The sequence below is a fragment of the Streptomyces sp. NPDC050315 genome (assembly GCF_040655775.1).
Classification (GTDB): domain Bacteria; phylum Actinomycetota; class Actinomycetes; order Streptomycetales; family Streptomycetaceae; genus Streptomyces.
Genome location: NZ_JBFAKN010000002.1, coordinates 501,488 through 516,720, shown reverse-complemented (window position 1 = coordinate 516,720; position 15,233 = coordinate 501,488). Strand labels below are relative to the sequence as shown.

At 67.5% G+C, this 15,233-nt stretch carries 16 protein-coding genes; 13 read left to right on the top strand and 3 right to left on the bottom strand.

The features are described from left to right. Window positions 1–7 precede the first annotated feature (7 nt). The 9 genes from AB0I82_RS09295 to AB0I82_RS09255 all read left to right on the top strand — a co-directional run bounded on the left by AB0I82_RS09295 (window position 8) and on the right by AB0I82_RS09255 (window position 8,011). On the top strand, window positions 8–646 hold the full coding sequence (locus AB0I82_RS09295; protein ID WP_363256516.1) for a hypothetical protein: 639 nt from the start codon (window positions 8–10) through the stop codon (window positions 644–646). After that, complete coding sequence (locus tag AB0I82_RS09290; RefSeq protein ID WP_363256515.1) at window positions 643–1,266, top strand: hypothetical protein; 624 nt, start codon at window positions 643–645, stop codon at window positions 1,264–1,266. The genes AB0I82_RS09295 and AB0I82_RS09290 overlap by 4 nt, the downstream gene beginning before the upstream one ends. A 68-nt stretch (window positions 1,267–1,334) precedes the next feature. Next, the gene (locus tag AB0I82_RS09285) at window positions 1,335–2,009 is read left to right on the top strand and encodes a hypothetical protein (RefSeq protein ID WP_363256514.1); all 675 of its coding nucleotides are present in this window, start codon (window positions 1,335–1,337) and stop codon (window positions 2,007–2,009) included. A 233-nt stretch (window positions 2,010–2,242) separates the two neighbouring features. After that, entirely contained in the window at window positions 2,243–2,524 is a 282-nt protein-coding gene (locus AB0I82_RS09280) for a hypothetical protein (protein ID WP_363256513.1), read from the top strand. Beyond that, window positions 2,517–3,698, top strand: coding sequence for an enoyl-CoA hydratase/isomerase family protein (locus AB0I82_RS09275; RefSeq protein ID WP_363256512.1), 1,182 nt, complete (start codon window positions 2,517–2,519; stop codon window positions 3,696–3,698). The genes AB0I82_RS09280 and AB0I82_RS09275 overlap by 8 nt, the downstream gene beginning before the upstream one ends. Before the next feature lie 152 nt (window positions 3,699–3,850). Next, window positions 3,851–4,681: a hypothetical protein gene (locus tag AB0I82_RS09270; protein ID WP_363256511.1), complete on the top strand. Its 831-nt coding sequence runs from the start codon at window positions 3,851–3,853 to the stop codon at window positions 4,679–4,681. 55 nt (window positions 4,682–4,736) lie between these two features. Then, a complete protein-coding gene (locus tag AB0I82_RS09265) occupies window positions 4,737–5,525 on the top strand; it encodes a hypothetical protein (protein ID WP_363256510.1) in 789 nt (262 codons plus the stop codon). Window positions 5,526–6,232: 707 nt separating this feature from the next. Then, complete coding sequence (locus AB0I82_RS09260; protein ID WP_363256509.1) at window positions 6,233–6,646, top strand: hypothetical protein; 414 nt, start codon at window positions 6,233–6,235, stop codon at window positions 6,644–6,646. Window positions 6,647–6,739: 93 nt separating this feature from the next. Then, window positions 6,740–8,011 carry a hypothetical protein gene (locus tag AB0I82_RS09255; protein WP_363256508.1) on the top strand — a complete coding sequence of 424 codons (1,272 nt, stop codon included), beginning with the start codon at window positions 6,740–6,742 and terminating at the stop codon, window positions 8,009–8,011. Window positions 8,012–8,154: 143 nt separating this feature from the next. Here AB0I82_RS09255 and AB0I82_RS09250 read toward each other — a convergent pair whose 3' ends face one another. Further along, complete coding sequence (locus AB0I82_RS09250) at window positions 8,155–8,508, bottom strand: hypothetical protein (RefSeq protein WP_363256507.1); 354 nt, start codon at window positions 8,506–8,508, stop codon at window positions 8,155–8,157. Window positions 8,509–8,642: 134 nt separating this feature from the next. Further along, window positions 8,643–9,464, bottom strand: a complete 822-nt coding sequence (locus tag AB0I82_RS09245; protein ID WP_363256506.1) for an SDR family oxidoreductase — start codon at window positions 9,462–9,464, stop codon at window positions 8,643–8,645. 299 nt (window positions 9,465–9,763) lie between these two features. Here AB0I82_RS09245 and AB0I82_RS09240 point away from each other — a divergent pair, with 299 nt between their 5' ends. The 3 genes from AB0I82_RS09240 to AB0I82_RS09230 all read left to right on the top strand — a co-directional run bounded on the left by AB0I82_RS09240 (window position 9,764) and on the right by AB0I82_RS09230 (window position 13,956). Next, window positions 9,764–11,395, top strand: a complete 1,632-nt coding sequence (locus tag AB0I82_RS09240) for an alkaline phosphatase D family protein (protein WP_363256505.1) — start codon at window positions 9,764–9,766, stop codon at window positions 11,393–11,395. Between the two features lie 87 nt (window positions 11,396–11,482). Beyond that, window positions 11,483–12,817 (top strand): multidrug effflux MFS transporter, encoded by a 1,335-nt coding sequence (locus AB0I82_RS09235; protein WP_363256504.1) that lies wholly within the window; start codon window positions 11,483–11,485, stop codon window positions 12,815–12,817. Between the two features lie 125 nt (window positions 12,818–12,942). Continuing rightward, window positions 12,943–13,956 (top strand): serine hydrolase domain-containing protein, encoded by a 1,014-nt coding sequence (locus AB0I82_RS09230; protein ID WP_363256503.1) that lies wholly within the window; start codon window positions 12,943–12,945, stop codon window positions 13,954–13,956. 30 nt (window positions 13,957–13,986) lie between these two features. On the opposite strand, the gene AB0I82_RS09225 is transcribed toward AB0I82_RS09230, so the two are convergent. Beyond that, window positions 13,987–14,208 (bottom strand): hypothetical protein, encoded by a 222-nt coding sequence (locus AB0I82_RS09225; protein ID WP_363256502.1) that lies wholly within the window; start codon window positions 14,206–14,208, stop codon window positions 13,987–13,989. A gap of 73 nt (window positions 14,209–14,281) precedes the next feature. Between AB0I82_RS09225 and map the strand changes: the two genes are divergently transcribed. Next, a complete protein-coding gene (gene map / locus AB0I82_RS09220; RefSeq protein WP_031055390.1) occupies window positions 14,282–15,139 on the top strand; it encodes a type I methionyl aminopeptidase in 858 nt (285 codons plus the stop codon). Window positions 15,140–15,233 lie beyond the last annotated feature (94 nt).

Sequence of the window (15,233 nt, the reverse complement as noted above, 5' to 3'; positions counted from 1 at the left end):
GCGAGGAATGAGCACCGTGGAAACCCCTAAAATGGCGGTTGGCGGCTACACGATCCTGATGCCGCCGGGATGGGACCGCATCCCTCTGAGATCGAAGTCCGAGACCCAGGACGCGATCAAGGGGATCGTGAATCACGCTGTCACCTACCTGGACCCGGCGACCCCCAAGGACAAGGTGACGCAGGCCCGGCTCGAGCTGCACAATCGGCTCAACCGGGCCGTCGCCGACGCCAGGCGCCGCAATGGCGTCGACATTTACCTCCCCGTGGAACCGATCCACGGATTCGTCGCGCCCGCCTCCTTCCTCGTCTCCAAGGTCTCCCCAGGTCTCGCCGCGCAGTCGTCGCCGAGCGCGATCATGAGTCACCTGACCAAGGACTTCGGGCCGTCGGAGGACATCACGCTGGACGACGTGCCCGGCGTTCGTTGCCAGCGTTCCGTCCCCGCGAACCCGAAGAACGAAGACTCGGTACCGAGCCGGCAAGTCAATTACGTGGTACCGGTGCCGGCTCCCGGGGAGGTGGACGAATGGCTCATCGTCTCGTTCACCACCCTCACGCCCGAAGGTACTCCGCAGGAGTTTCTCGAGATCCTTACCGAACTCTTCGACGCCGTCATGACCACCTTCCGCTGGAGCGCAGCATGAGCATTCCGTACGCACTCGACTTCACCGAAGACCCGGCGGACGGGTGGATCGCCGTCCCCATCCTCGAGGGGAGGGGAGCCGACCGGCAGCGGCGGAAGTGGGCGAAAAAGAGCGCCGAGTTGCACTGTGCCCTCGTCGCGGAAGAGGGCACTGGTAACAAGGCGCAGGTGAAGGAGCTTGCGCGCGTGCTCGAGGGCTTCTCCGAGCAGTTTCCGCAGCGGATCCCCATGCAGCACCTGTTCGCGTACGCTCCGGATCTCCGCAGGGACCTCGTGCCGTTCTTCTTCTACGCGGTTCCGTCGGAAGGGCCGGTGGAGCAGGTCCTGGACACGTTGGTGCAACGCAACGAGCCCGGCGCCGCGCAGGACCCGCAGATCGTGGATTTCACCACCGACAACCTCGGCAAGGGGCTGCGGTCCATCCGCCACTTCGTGCCGAAGGGCGGCGAAGCTCTCTGCATGTCGGTCAACTACGGATGGCGCGTCGATTCGTACGGCATCGACCTGTCGATGCGCACCATCAGCGACGACCTCGGCTGGGTGTCGGCGAATATCGAAGCGTTCGACGAATTCGCTCGCCACCTGAAGGTGGTCAACCCGAGCGACATTGTCGTTGACTGACGGCAATGCCTGACGGCAAGGGGCACGAGTCCAACAGGACTGCGGCAATCCAGGAGTGGGATCAGTAAATGGCTCAGGAAGAAGGCGAGTCCGCCGTCGGCGTGCGGGGTGCCGCTGAGAAGCAAGCACATGAAGACCGATCAGCCTTTCTGCGCTGGCTGTTGTTCTACCTCGTGTGCGGGGCCGGGATTGCCGGGCTCCCGTGGTTGGGGGCGACGGTCCCGCTGAGCCCGTTGCTCCGGGGCGTGGGCTTTGTGCTGGGAGTGCTCCTCCTGCCGCTCGCCTCCGTGCTGACGCCGTTCTTCTGGCTTCGACGTGCCCCCCGAAAAGAGCGGAAAGGGGCGTGGCAGCTCCTTCCGATGGTTTTTGCGGCCGCGGGGCTGGGAGTTCTGTCGCTTTTCGCGGGGCAGGACGCGGCGCTGCAGGAGCGCGGCCGGGTGACCGAGGCCAAGGTCGTGGCGGTAGAGCAGGGGAAGACCGATCGGTGCACCCTGCAGCAGCCGAACGGCCAGGAAATCCCGCTGGACCTCAAGGAAGGCGACGGCTGCGACACCGGGATCAAGCGAGGCGACACCGTGCGCGTCCGCTACGACCCTGAGGGCGCGGTCAACCCGGTAAACGACTCCTGGAAGCCGACCTCCTACGGAGCCCCGATCGCCGCCCTGGCAGCGGTATTCGTGGCGCTCGGCACCTGGGGCAGCGGCCGAATGGCCCGCCGGGATCGCGAGTACATCGCGGCATAGCAATCCGCTGGGCGGCTGTGGGGGCTGGTGGGTGTCGGCGCGCGACGACCTGCTGGCTTTCGGGACCTGGCGCAGGGCTCGCCGGGCTTCGCTGATTGCGGGCCCGGCGAAGCCGTGCGCCCGACGGCGCTGCGGAATAAGGCTCTCGATTAGGCATTACGCCTGCCGGCCCGCGGGGGTACGGGCCGGCAGGAGGTCTCAAACATGAACAATCAACGGGGAGGTCGGGCGAATTGAGCGACCTGATAGTCGACTACGACGAGCTGCAAGCAATCAAGAAGAACTTCGGCACCCTCCAAAGGGAATTCGATTCCTGTGCGTCCAACCAGGATTCGATGGCGGAAGCGTACGGAGATCATTCGATCAAATCCGCGATGGAAGAATTCGCGGACAGCTGGGACGAGTACCGCAAAGATCTCATGAAGCAGATGGGGGACGTGGAGAAGCGGGTAAAAACCGCCATCAAGTCATTCAAGGAAGCCGACGGAGAAAAGGATGGAGGCTCTCATGGCTAAGCGTCCGGTGGATTGGTCTCCGCTCGCTCCGCAGGATCCGACTCCAGGTGACCCCGACGAAATCAGGGCTGAGGCCCGCCGGCTTGAGGGTATCGGGGAGACCATCAGAGAGCAATCGCGGAAACTCCGTGAAGTCGGGAAGGGGGAAAACCTCAAGGGGCAGTACGCCGAGAAGCTCAAAGAAGGCGCGGATGACCTTGCGGGAAAGCTTGCCAAGGCCGAGGGCAGATACGACAAGGTGGGCGGCCTGCTCCGTCAATGGGCAAATGAGCTGGAATATGCCCAAAGCGAGACGAGTAAAGCTCGAGCCCAGGCCATGGCGGACGAGAAGGACGAGGATGCGCTAAGGGACGCCAGGACTCGGATGAACGATGCCGTGGCCCACTATTCCGGCGAAGGCTTCAGAATCGCCGGACAAATCAGGGATGCGCTCGACGACGCGGTCGAGGACAGCCTGTTCGACGACGTGGCCGGCTTCGTGGAGGAGCACGCCGACGACCTCAAGCTGATCGGCGACCTGCTGAGCGACCTGACCGGTGTCCTGGGAATGCTGGCGATCATCACGCTCCCCTTCCCGCCCCTCGCGGCGATTTTCGGCACCGCCGCCCTCATCACGGGCGCGGCTGCACTGGCGGCACACGGGCTGGCCAAGGCCGGTGGTGCGGATGTGAGCTGGATGTCGATCGGGCTGGACGCGGTGGGGCTCCTGCCGGGGATCGGGTTGTTCGGTAAGGGTATGAAGGTGGCCGGTGCCGCCAAGGCGGGAGCCGTTGCCTCCAAGCTCGGTCCGGGGTTCACAGCGACGCGGATCGAGGGCGGCGCAAAGCAGCTGTTCGCCTTTGGAAAGGCTTCGCAAGGTCTCACGGGCGGCCTCGGCAAGGCAGGTCTGATAAAGATCGGAGGCCACTCCAGCGATATGTTCGAGGTCGTGAACAAGGGCAGTGGTCTGATGTCCCGCATGGGTGGTGTCGCCAACGCCGGATATCTCGAAGGTCAGCTCCTAGGGTCCAAGGGGTTCAACATGATCCCGGGGGTGAACATCAACCCCACGGGTGCGGGAATTGCCATCGACGCCGGATTCAAGATCGCCCCCAAGATCTTGAGCATCCCCCAGCACGTGGGCGATGCCCTTTTCCCGGGTGATCAGTTCCAGCAGTCGGCAGCCGCTCACTGAGCGTCCCACTAGAAGCAATGGATTCAGGCTCAGAGTCCCCACGTAGGAAGACGCATACACACATGAGTATCTGGCAGCCCGAACCGGGTGAGATCCTTCTCGCCCGAAAGCCCGTCTGGTTCGCCACGGGGGCCGCGTCGGCCGTCAAGGGCATGCGCTGGTTCCGCGACACCGAACGCCGCGACATCCAGAGCGAACTGCAGGGCTGGCCCGCGGGTCCGAGCTATACGGCCCACACCCGCGCGAACGCAGCCGGCCGCAGCACTGTCAAGGGCATGCTCATGGGGCTGGGAGTGGCCGTGGCCGGGGTCCTCACTTCACAGGGAGGAAGCCCTGGTAGCGGGCGGGATATCGGCCCGGATGCCGGCTCGGACATCAGCCACGACCGGCCTGACGAGACCGAGGACTTCCCCGTGATGTGGGCGGCCCCCGGCACTGTCGCCCGTACCCTGCCCTGGCAACTGGACCCCGGCCGCGTGGATGAGAAGAAGTACACCACGCACGCCATCGTCACCGACCGCCGCTTCGTGATCGTGGGACTGCCCGTCCACAAGGACACAAAGGCCATTGAGGACGAGGTGCTCTGGGAGATTCCGCGCTCCGCGATCGCGACGGTCGAGCGCAGGAACTTCAAGGATGGCTGGGACATCAAGGTGGTCTTCACGGACGGCTCCTGGTGCCGCCTTCAAGTCCGCTCGCGTTCTCAGCTCACCGAATACCTCATCGGCCCCCTCGAACTGATTCCGCCGGAATCGCTTCCGCCGACGCATCAGCAGACGGCTCGGGCTTTCGCGGTGGCGAACTCGCCGGACGCCGGACCTCCGATCATCACTCGACACACATGTGGGTGTTACCGGATTGCTGTGGTAGCGGCGAACAGGACCGACTCGTTCTTCGGCATCACGGACGAGTACACGATCGTGGCCGCCGACGGCACGGAATTGGAGCTGACGGGGTACCACCCCGAAGACTTCACCAGCTGACCCTCACCCACGCGCGGCACCCCGCCTTTGATCCGCCAAGGATGGTTGCGTCCCCATGACAGTCCCCGCCGCCCCCGCCGACCCACCTGCGCCTGGCCCGGCCAACGCGCTGGAGCCCCCACCCATCTGGTTCGTCACTCCCGACGGCTTCTACGCGCTGCCCCTCGCCGGCACTGCCGAGGGACGTGCCGAACGGGCCCAGGAGTTCGTCCGCGGGCTCTACTCAGGCGGCGACGAGAGCATCTGGGAACCCGCCGCGGAGTATTACGCCGCGATAGCCGAGACCATGGCAGGGACCGGAGCTTCGTACGCCGGGATGGGCCTCTTTTCCATTGCGGAGGAGGACGGTGCGCTGGAGGGCGCAACGACTGAGGGCGGGCACGAACCCTCCCTCGGCGTCGTCCAATGCGCCTTCACCCTGGCCGTCGTCCCGACGGAGCGGCACCCGAACGATCCGGGCAAGGCCGCTGGGAGGATCCTCGAGGCCCTCTCCGGCGACCAGTACAACGACGCCCGTCCGCTCGATCTGCCGTGCGGTCCCGCAGTTTCCTGCGTCACGCTGACCGAGTACCAACTCAATCCGGAAATCACGGCGACCGGCGAGGCGACAAAGCTGCTCACCGGGCAGATTCAAGTCCATATCCCGTTCCCCACGGGCCCCTTCACCGCGGTGTTCACCCTCCACACCGCATCCACGGACTACTGGGCCGAGTTCTGCGACGTCATGACGACGATCCTCCAGACGGTGTGTTTCGAGGAGCCGGAGATCGAGTTCGTGGATGAGGATGAGCACGAGACCTCGGGCGCGGGAATGAACGCGATCCAGGAGGCCGCTCAAAGGTGATCGACGCTTTCCCTGTGTCACACATCGGTCAGGTAGGGACTGGCCCGCCCGGTTTGCCAGGGAGAGCACATGGCACGCGAGGCGCCCAAGGTCGCTGTCGGCGCGGAATGCCGAACTCCTGGAAGCTGTCATGACCGCTTCCCGTCGGAGCGCAGCATCACCATTCCGCTGCACCGAGTTGCACTGGGAGCTTCACAACGGTGGTCCTTGTGGCAGGTCCTGGACACATTGGTGCAACGCAGTCAGCCCGCCGCTGTCCAGAGGCCCCAGATCGTGGATTTCAGTACCGACAATCTCGGCAGGGGCTTCCGGCCATCTGCTGCTTCGCGCCGAGCTGCGGTGAAGCTCTCGCCGTCTCGGTCAACTACGGGTGGCGCGTCGACTCTTAAGAATCGATCTGTCCAGGCGTGTCCAGCAGGACCGCGGCAATCTGGGAGTGGGGTTAGTAAATGGCTCGGCAAGAGGGCGAGTTCGCCGTCGGAGTGAGGGGGGCTGCTGAGAGGAAAGCTCAGGAAGGACGATCAGCCTTTCTGCGATGGCTGTTGTTCTACCTCGTGTGGTTGGCCGGGATTATCGGGCTCACGTGGTTGGCACCTGCGGTCCCGCTGGATCCGTGGATCAGGGCTGTGGTTCCTCCGGTGGGCTGGGCCCTCATGCCGCTCGCCTCGTTTCTGGTACCGGTCTTTTGTATTCGTCGAGTCCCCATCATGCAGCGGACGTTGGCGTGGCAACTCCTTATTCCACTTGTCACCGGCATCGTGCTGGCATTTGTGTCACAAGGAGCGGGCGGGGATTCAGCGTTGGAGGAGCGCGGTCGTTGGGTCAGCGCGAAGGTCGTGGCAGTAGAGAATGAGAATTCCACCAAGACCGCTCAGTGCACCTTGCAGAAGACGAACGGGCAGGCGATAGAGCCGGAGCTCGAGGAGACTCACGGATGCGAGGACGGAGTTGAGCGAGGTGACACCTTGCGGGTTCGGTACGACCCTGAAGGGGTGGTCGGCCCGGAAGATGAGTCTTGGGAGCCGGGGTCCTCTGTCGGCATGATCGCCGTTCTGGCGGCGCTGTTTGTGGGCTTTGGCACGTGGGGCTGTATGCGGATGTCCCGGCAGGGCCGCGAGTAGCCGACGCATGACAATGCCCGCGAGACTCGTGAAGTTCGCGGGTATCGACACGATTGATCGGGGCGGTGCTACCCCATAACAGTAGAGAGACAGATGAAACACCCCACCGATCGTGCCGTGCTCCGGCAATCCAACGCTTGGCGATCCGACGCCAGTGGTGACGTCGCCTGGCGGCACATGGGCACCCGGCGTGTCTGGACGGTGGCGCTCCTGGTACGCCTGCTCGGAATTCCGCTCGGGCTGGCGTATGCTGGCGCGGTTTTCGTCGCTGTTCACGTCATCTGGGTGTGGTTGACTCCCTTCCTGGTATTGGGGTCCCTTGTCGCCTTGGGTTACGGCGTATACCTCCAAGTGGGCCTGGTGAAACGGATGTTGCGGCTGCGGCGCATCCTGCGTGCCTATCCTTGGCAGGTATATGAGGGCGGTCTTCCGTACTCGTTCGGTCAGCGCTATTCCGCCCATGGTGAGCGGCCCTGGCTCGCGGTTCCGGATCCGGAGAATCCGAAGTCTTCGGTCACGGTCCATCTGGACGTGAACCGGCGCACCCGCTGGTGGGCGGAGCGAATGTCGCCGCAGGCCGGTCCCGCGGCCAAGGCGGAGATTGGCACGATGTGGGTCGTCGGGGATCCGCGTTTTCGGGCCGTCCTCGCGGTGCCGGGCAAGCGCGGGCCGCGCCGCATGGTGGAGCTCCCGGCAGGCGGCTCCCGCTCCGAGCATTTTTCCGATGCGTCGCCCGAAGCACTTATTCGGGCCGTCAAGGCGGGAGTTCGCCTGCCGGAACTCGCGCTCCCGGCCATGACTCGTACCCCGGTGGTGCCGGCTCCCGCGCCGCCGCTCGGGCCGGCCTGGTCCTTTCCGGCGACGCGGCGTTCGATGTGGCTGATGTTGCTACGAGCCGCAGTCGTTCCGGTTCTCGCGTTGATTCCCTTCTTCTGGTACCTCGGCGGGCTCATCACTCACGGGACCAATGGGGTCCTTTCCGGTAAGTCGCTTGCCTTTTTGCTGGGCGCCATTGTGGTGGCGTTTCTGCGTTTTCGGAGCCGCTTCGCCCTGTATCGGAAATTGCGCAGCAAAGCTACGCCCTGGCGAAAGATGGATGTCGAGATTCGGCACCGTGGGCGTGCTCTCGTGTTGGTCACCGGTAACGAGGCCCTGCGCACGCAGCTCGCTCTTCGCCGGCCACCGGCCGGGCGAGCCCAGGTCTGGTACGTGGGCGACATTTATGGCGAGGGCATGGTGTCGCTGCGTGCCGACGGTGCCGTCATGCCCGTGCGCTGTACGGAGCACGGTCGCCCCACTTCGCAGCCGAAGGACGCGAGAAAGGGAGAGCGGCCGCGTACGCGCCGGTGGGGACCCGTCGGCTGACCGTACGGGAGGACGGGGGTCGGCGGGCGCGGGTGTCGTACGGCCGTGGACGGCCTCGGTGCACGGTCGCCCCACAGCCCCGCCCGATCTCCTGCACAAAGCCGCCTCTAGAACTGCACGAAAAGTGTGGGGTGGGGGAGGGCTCAGAGGAGGAAGGGGGTGGTGAGGCCGAGGGCGATCATGCCGGTGCAGAGGAGCCAGAAGCTGATGCGGGTGCGGCCTCGGCGGCTCAGTTCGGCGGAGACGGCGCAGAGGGCTATCAGGGCCAGGTACGCGGCGACCGTGCTGGTCGAGGTGTGCGCGTCGAGGTGTTCGAGGAGGGCGCCGATGCCGCCGGCCAGGAAGAGCAGGGAGACGACGAGCTGGGTGAGGCGGGCGTCGCGGGGGCTCGACGGGCGGTGGCGCCGGCGGCGCAGTACCGCGCGGCGCTCCCGCGGCGTGGCGGACTCCATGAGGAGTGCGATGCCCTGGTCATCCAGGTCGTTGTGGGGAGGCATGCGCGGGATCGTATCGAGGGTGGTGGGGATGTGGGACGGTGCGCGAAAGGGCTGGTGGAGGTTGTCGGGGTGGGGTGTGGGGGAGGTGTGACGGGGGTGTGAGACCCCGGCATGGGACCCACCCCGAATCCCCGTCACCCCCTCCCGATATAAGGCATCCCCGTAGCCATCACCGTGGCGAACTGGATGTTTGCCTCCAGGGGGAGGGCGGCCATGTGGAGGACCGTGCGGGCTACGTCTGCTGCGTCCATTACCGGCTCCACCGCGAGTTCGCCGTTGGCCTGGAGGATGCCGGTCTGCATGCGGTTGGTCATCTCCGTTGCCGCGTTGCCGATGTCGAGCTGGCCGCAGGCGATGTTGTACGGACGGCCGTCCAGGGAGAGGGACTTGGTGAGGCCGGTCATGGCGTGCTTGGTCGCGGTGTACGCGATGGAGTGCGGGCGCGGCACGTGTGCGGAGATCGAGCCGTTGTTGATGATGCGGCCGCCCTGCGGTGGCTGGTCCTTCATTGTGCGGAAGGCTGCTTGGGCGCAGAGGAAGGCGCCGTTGAGGTTGACGTCGACGACCGTGCGCCAGTCGTCGTAAGCGAGGTCCTCCAGCGGCCCTGCAGCGCCGAACGTACCCGCGTTGTTGAAGAGCAGGTCGACGCGGCCGAAGTGGTCGCGGGCCGCGGAGAAGAGCGCAGCCACCTGACCGGGGTCGGTGACGTCGGTGGGGACGGCGAGAAGCTCGGTGCCGCCACCGGCCCGCGTGCCGTCACCCGTCCGCGCGGCCGTCCCCTCCAGGGCCTCCCCGCCCCGTCCCGCCAGCCCCGCCGTCTCCTCCAACGCCCCCGCGCGCCGCCCAGCCAGCGTCACCGACCACCCCGCGGCGGCCAGTTCCAGGGCGACCGCGCGGCCGATGCCCGAGCCCGCGCCGGTTACTACGGCCACCTTCGGATTGTTCGTGTCAGTCATGGCGGCAGCGTAAGTCACGTCACACGAAGCGCTCCGCCGGAGGTAGGTCACGTCACGCACCGCGCCCCGCCGAGACACATCCGTCACATCCCGCGCCTCGCCGAGGTTCCTCACGTCACATGCCGGGCCCTGCCCGAGGCCACCCCGTGTGGGTTTGCCCCCTGTGCCCGTTCCGGGCCCAGTCCTCATCCCGCCGTCATCGTTGCGTCGTACATCTGACAGCGTGCCGCCGCCCCTGCCCTCTGCAATCACAAGCGACGACCAGAACTCTGGGACCACTTCAGCCAGGGCAGGGGCAGATGACTCAGCATTCCCAGCACGATCAGCAGTTGCGGGCCGCCGCCGAGCACCTCGGGCGTCGCCGCTTCCTCACCGTCGCCGGGGCCGCCGCGACGCTCGCCTTCGCGACCAATCTGCCGGGCACCGGGGCGGCCTACGCTGCCGAGGTGGATGCGAAGCAGCTCTCCGAGAATCCGTTCACGCTGGGCGTCGCGTCCGGTGATCCGCTCCCGGGCTCGGTCGTGCTGTGGACCCGGCTGGCGCCCCGCCCGTACGAGCCGGGCAACGGTATGCCCGACGCGCGGGTCTCCGTGCGCTGGGAGGTCGCGCACGACGAGAAGTTCGCCCGCATTGCCGGGCAGGGCAAGGCCGAGGCGCATCCGGAGTTCAATCATTCGATACACATCGAGGCGACCGGGCTCGGGCCGGACCGGGTGTATTATTACCGGTTCCGTGCCGGTGACTGGATCAGCCCGGTCGGCCGGACCCGCACCGCCCCGGCCCGTGGCGCGAGCCTCCAGAGCCTGCGGCTGGCGGCCGTGTCCTGCCAGGCGTACCACGACGGTTACTTCACCGCCCACCGGCACTTGGCGGAAGAGGACCTGGACGTCGTTTTCCACCTCGGGGACTACCTGTACGAGTACCCGGTGAACGCCGTCGGCGGCGCCCGCAACTACACCGACCGCACGCTGCCCGCGCTCTTCAACAAGGAGACGGTCACGCTGGAGGACTACCGGCTGCGGTACGCGCTGTACAAGTCCGACCCGGACCTGCAGGCCGCCCACGCGGCGCACCCCTTCGTCGTCACCTGGGACGACCACGAGGTGGAGAACAACTACGCCTCCGAGATCAGCGAGAACAATCTGCCGCCGGCCGAGTTCCTGGCCCGCCGCGCCGCCGGCTACCGCGCGTACTGGGAGAACCAGCCGCTGCGCCGCCCGCAGCAGCCCAGCGGCTCCGACATGCAGCTCTACCGCCGGGTGCAGTACGGCACGCTCGCCCAGTTCGACATCCTCGACACCCGCCAGTACCGCTCCGACCAGGCGTACGGCGACGGCTGGGACGTGCCGGGCCCGGAGTCGCGGGACACGAGCCGGACGCTGACCGGCGCGACCCAGGAGCGCTGGCTGATCGACGGCTGGCGCGGCTCCAACGCGCTGTGGAACGTCGTACCGCAGCAGGTCACCTTCTCCGAGCGGCGCAGCACGACCGCCGCGGACTACAAGGTGAGCATGGACTCCTGGGACGGTTACAGCGCTTCGAGGGAGCGGGTGCTGGCCGGGGCCGAGGCGGCCGGTGTGGAGAACCTCGTGGTTCTGACCGGTGATGTGCATGTGCACTATGCCTTCGACATCAAGAAGGACTTTGGTGATCAGGACTCGCGGACGCAGGGCGTGGAGTTTGTGACGAGCTCGATCGCCAGCGGCAAGGACGGTGCGGACAAGCCGCCGAACTGGGACGCCTACATGGCGGCCAACCCCCACATGAAGTTCTACAACGGCCGCCGCGGCTACGTGACGGTCGAGCTGGACCAGGAGAAGGCGCGCGCCGACTACCGGAACGTGTCCGCGGTGACCACGCAGGGCGCGCCGATCTCCACCGTCGCCTCCTTCGTGTCCGAGGCGGGCGACCCGGGTCTGAAGCCCGTCTGATCCAGCCGTCCGGGGGGACAAAAACCGGCCGGGGTCCGCCAGGACATGACACCATGGTGCGTACATCTACAAACCATGGAGACACTCATGTCGGACCCCGGCCCCGCCACGGCCGAGAGCCATCAGAGCCGCCCCACTCCCCGAATACCCGCCGTGACCAGCGGCTCCGTCCCCGCCGCCACGCGCCGCACGAGCCTCCTCGTCACCCTCATCCTGGGCGGCCTGACCGCGGTCCCGCCGCTCTCCATGGACATGTACCTCCCGGCCCTGCCGGCGGTCACCCGGTCCCTGAACAGCCCCGCCGCCACCGTCCAGCTGACCCTCACCACCTGCCTCGCCGGCATGGCCCTCGGCCAGATGGTCGTCGGGCCGATGAGCGACAAGTGGGGGCGCCGCCGCCCGCTGCTCATCGGAATGGTCATCTACGTACTGGCCACCGCCCTGTGCGCGGTCGCCACCAACGTCGAGTTTCTGATCGGCGCCCGGCTCGTCCAGGGTCTGGCCGGAGCCGCCGGCATCGTCATCGCGCGGGCCGTGGTCCGCGACATGTACGACGGCGTGGCGATGGCCCGCTTCTTCTCCACCCTGATGCTGATATCCGGCGTCGCGCCGGTCGTCGCCCCGCTGATCGGCGGGCAGATCCTCCGGATCACCGACTGGCGCGGCGTCTTCGTCGTGCTCACGGTCATCGGCGTGCTGCTCACCCTTGTGGTCTGGCGGAAGCTGCAGGAGACCCTGCCGCCGGAGCGGCGGCATGCGGGCGGCCTCGGCGCCGCGCTGCGCACCATGCGCGGACTGGTCGGCGACCGGGTCTTCTCCGGCTATCTGCTGGTTTCCGCCTTCGCCTTCGCCGCGCTCTTCGCGTACATCAGCGCCTCGCCGTTCGTGATCCAGGAGATCTACGGGGCCTCGGCGCAGACCTACAGCCTGCTCTTCGGCGTGAACTCCGTCGGGCTGGTCCTGCTCGGCCAGCTCAATGGAAAGGTGCTGGTCGGACGGGTCTCGCTGGACAAGGTACTGGCGGTCGGGCTGGGCCTGATCACGCTCGCGGCCGCCGCGCTGCTGCTGATGTCCACCGGCGTCTTCGGGCACGTCGGGCTCGTGCCGATGGCCGCCGGGCTGTTCGTCCTGATGGCCTCGATGGGCCTGGTCATGCCGACCACGAACACCCAGGCGCTGCTGCGCACCTCGCACGCGGCGGGCTCCGCCTCGGCGCTGCTCGGCACCTCCACGTTCCTGATGGGCGCCGTGGCCTCGCCGCTGGTCGGTATCGCGGGCGAGCGGACGGCCGTGCCGATGGCCGTCGTACAGGGTTCCTGTGCACTTCTGGCGCTCGCGTGCTTCCTGGGACTGTGCCGTCCGTGGCAGCGTAGGGAGGAGTCCACGGAGGACGGCGGTACCGGCGAAGGGAACCGGCTCTGAACGCACCCGCACCACTGCGCCACGGCACCCCCGCCCAGGCGGGGCTCGATCCCACCTGGACCCGGCGGCTCGTCGCGGAGCTCCGCGCGCTGCCCGAGGGGCCCGCTGCCTGCTGCGCGGGCGTCGTGGCGGTGGCGGGGCGCGGGCCGGTCGTCGCGGTCGAGGAGGCCGCGGGGTGGGCGCTGCGGTACGGGTCGTACGACGTGGCCCGCGGGCGGGGGATACCGCTGGCCCGGGAGCGCTGGGAGCCGGTGCGCGCCGGTACGGTCTTCGACCTGGCGTCGCTGTCGAAGCTGTTCACGGCCATCGCGGTGCTGCAGCGGGTGGAGCGCGGGACGCTCGGGCTGGATGACCCGGTGGCCCGCCACCTGCCGGACTTCGCGCCCGCCGTAACGATTCGCCATCTGCTCACGCACACCTCGGGGCTGGCCGCCGAGCTGCCGCTGTACGACGGCCTCGCAGCCGGTGCGGGGAGCGGCCTGCTCGGGCCGCTGTGGGCGGCGGCCGCGGCCGTCGTGCCGGGCCCGTTCCGCTACTCCGACCTCGGTTTCATCGCGCTCCAGCTGCTGCTGGAGGAGATCGAGGGCGAGCCGCTCGACGTCCTCGTCCGGGACGGCATCACCGGCCCGCTCGGCATGATCAGCACCTCGTACGGGCCGCTGGCCCCGGCCGGGGTCGCCGCCACCGAGGCCGAGGTACTGCTCAAGGCCCGGCGGCGGTCCTGCGCGGGCGGCGTGGTCCGCGGCGAGGTGCACGACGAGAACGCCTACGCGCTGGGCGGAGTCGCCGGGCAGGCCGGGCTCTTCGCCACGGCGCAGGACCTCGCGGTGCTGTGCCGGGCGCTGCTCACCGGGGGCGGGCCGGTGCTGCGCCCGGAGACCGTCGCGCTGATGCTCACCCCGCCCGGCCTGGGCTTCCGCGTCGCGCAGCCCGGCTTCATGGGCGAACTGGCCGCAAACGGCGCCGCCGGGCACACCGGCTTCACGGGGACGAGCCTGGTGCTCGACCCCCGTACGGATACGTTCTTCGTGCTGCTCACGAATGCCGTGCACCCGCGCCGGGGCGGCGAGCCGGTGCCGCGGGCGCGGCTGGCGACGTATCTGGCGCGGGCGGCAAGATCAGGCCTGTCCGGCGCTTGAGGACCTGGGTCCGGGGCGGAGGTTCGCGCCCTAGGAGCTGCTGCTCCCCTTGTCGGTCCAGCGGGCGTCGTTCTCCCACTCCGCGTTGCGGTCACGCGCGGTCTCCATCGCGTGCGACGCCTCTTCACGGCTCCCGTACGGCCCCATCCGGTCGGCGGCCCGGCACTCCGGGCCCTCCTCGACCTTGGCGTGCTTGAGGCAGTAGTACCACTCGCCGGGCTTTCCTGCCGTGCCCCGCTTGAACAGTGCCATCCCGGCCTCCTCCGCCTGTGGGCGCCTTGCCTGACGCCATCCTGCCCGATGGCTCGCGGATACACTCGCTGGCATGTCTGGCCAGTCTCTCCTTGTCCCGGGGACCATCTCCCCGCAGCGCCCCGTCCCCGCCTCCATCCCGCGCCCCGAATACGTCGGCAAGGACGCGCCGACCCCGTATACGGGCCCCGAGGTGCAGGACGCCGACACCATCGAGCGGATGCGCATCGCGGGCCGGATCGCGGCCCAGGCGATGGAGGAGGCGGCCAAGCTCATCGAGCCGGGCGTCACCACCGATGAGCTGGACCGCGTCGCGCACGAGTACATGTGCGACCACGGTGCCTACCCCTCCACGCTCGGCTACCGCGGCTTCCCCAAGTCGCTGTGCTCCTCGCTCAACGAGGTCATCTGCCACGGGATCCCGGACTCCACCGTCCTGCAGGACGGCGACATCGTGAACCTCGATGTCACCGCGTTCATCCACGGCGTGCACGGCGACAACAACGCCACCTACCTCTGCGGCAACGTCGACGAGGAGTCCAAGCTCCTGGTCGAGCGGACCCGTGAGTCGCTGAACCGCGCCATCAAGGCCGTGAAGCCGGGCCGGCAGATCAACATCATCGGCCGGGTCATCGAGTCCTACGCCAAGCGCTTCGGTTACGGCGTCGTCCGCGACTTCACCGGGCACGGCGTGAACACGTCCTTCCACTCCGGCCTGATCGTGCCGCACTACGACAGCCCGCACCACACGACCGAGATCAAGCCCGGTATGACCTTCACGATCGAGCCGATGCTGACGCTGGGGACGTACGAGTACGACATGTGGGAGGACGGCTGGACGGTGGTGACGAAGGACCGCAAGCGCACCGCGCAGTTCGAGCACACCCTCGTCGTCACGGAGACCGGTGCGGAGATCCTGACGCTTCCCTGAGCGGTTCCCGAGCGCGTGCGCGGGTAGGCTTTTGCCGACAGGCTGTCGGGAACTGGTTGACTTAGGTAAGCCTAAGTTGCCACAATCGGTTCCC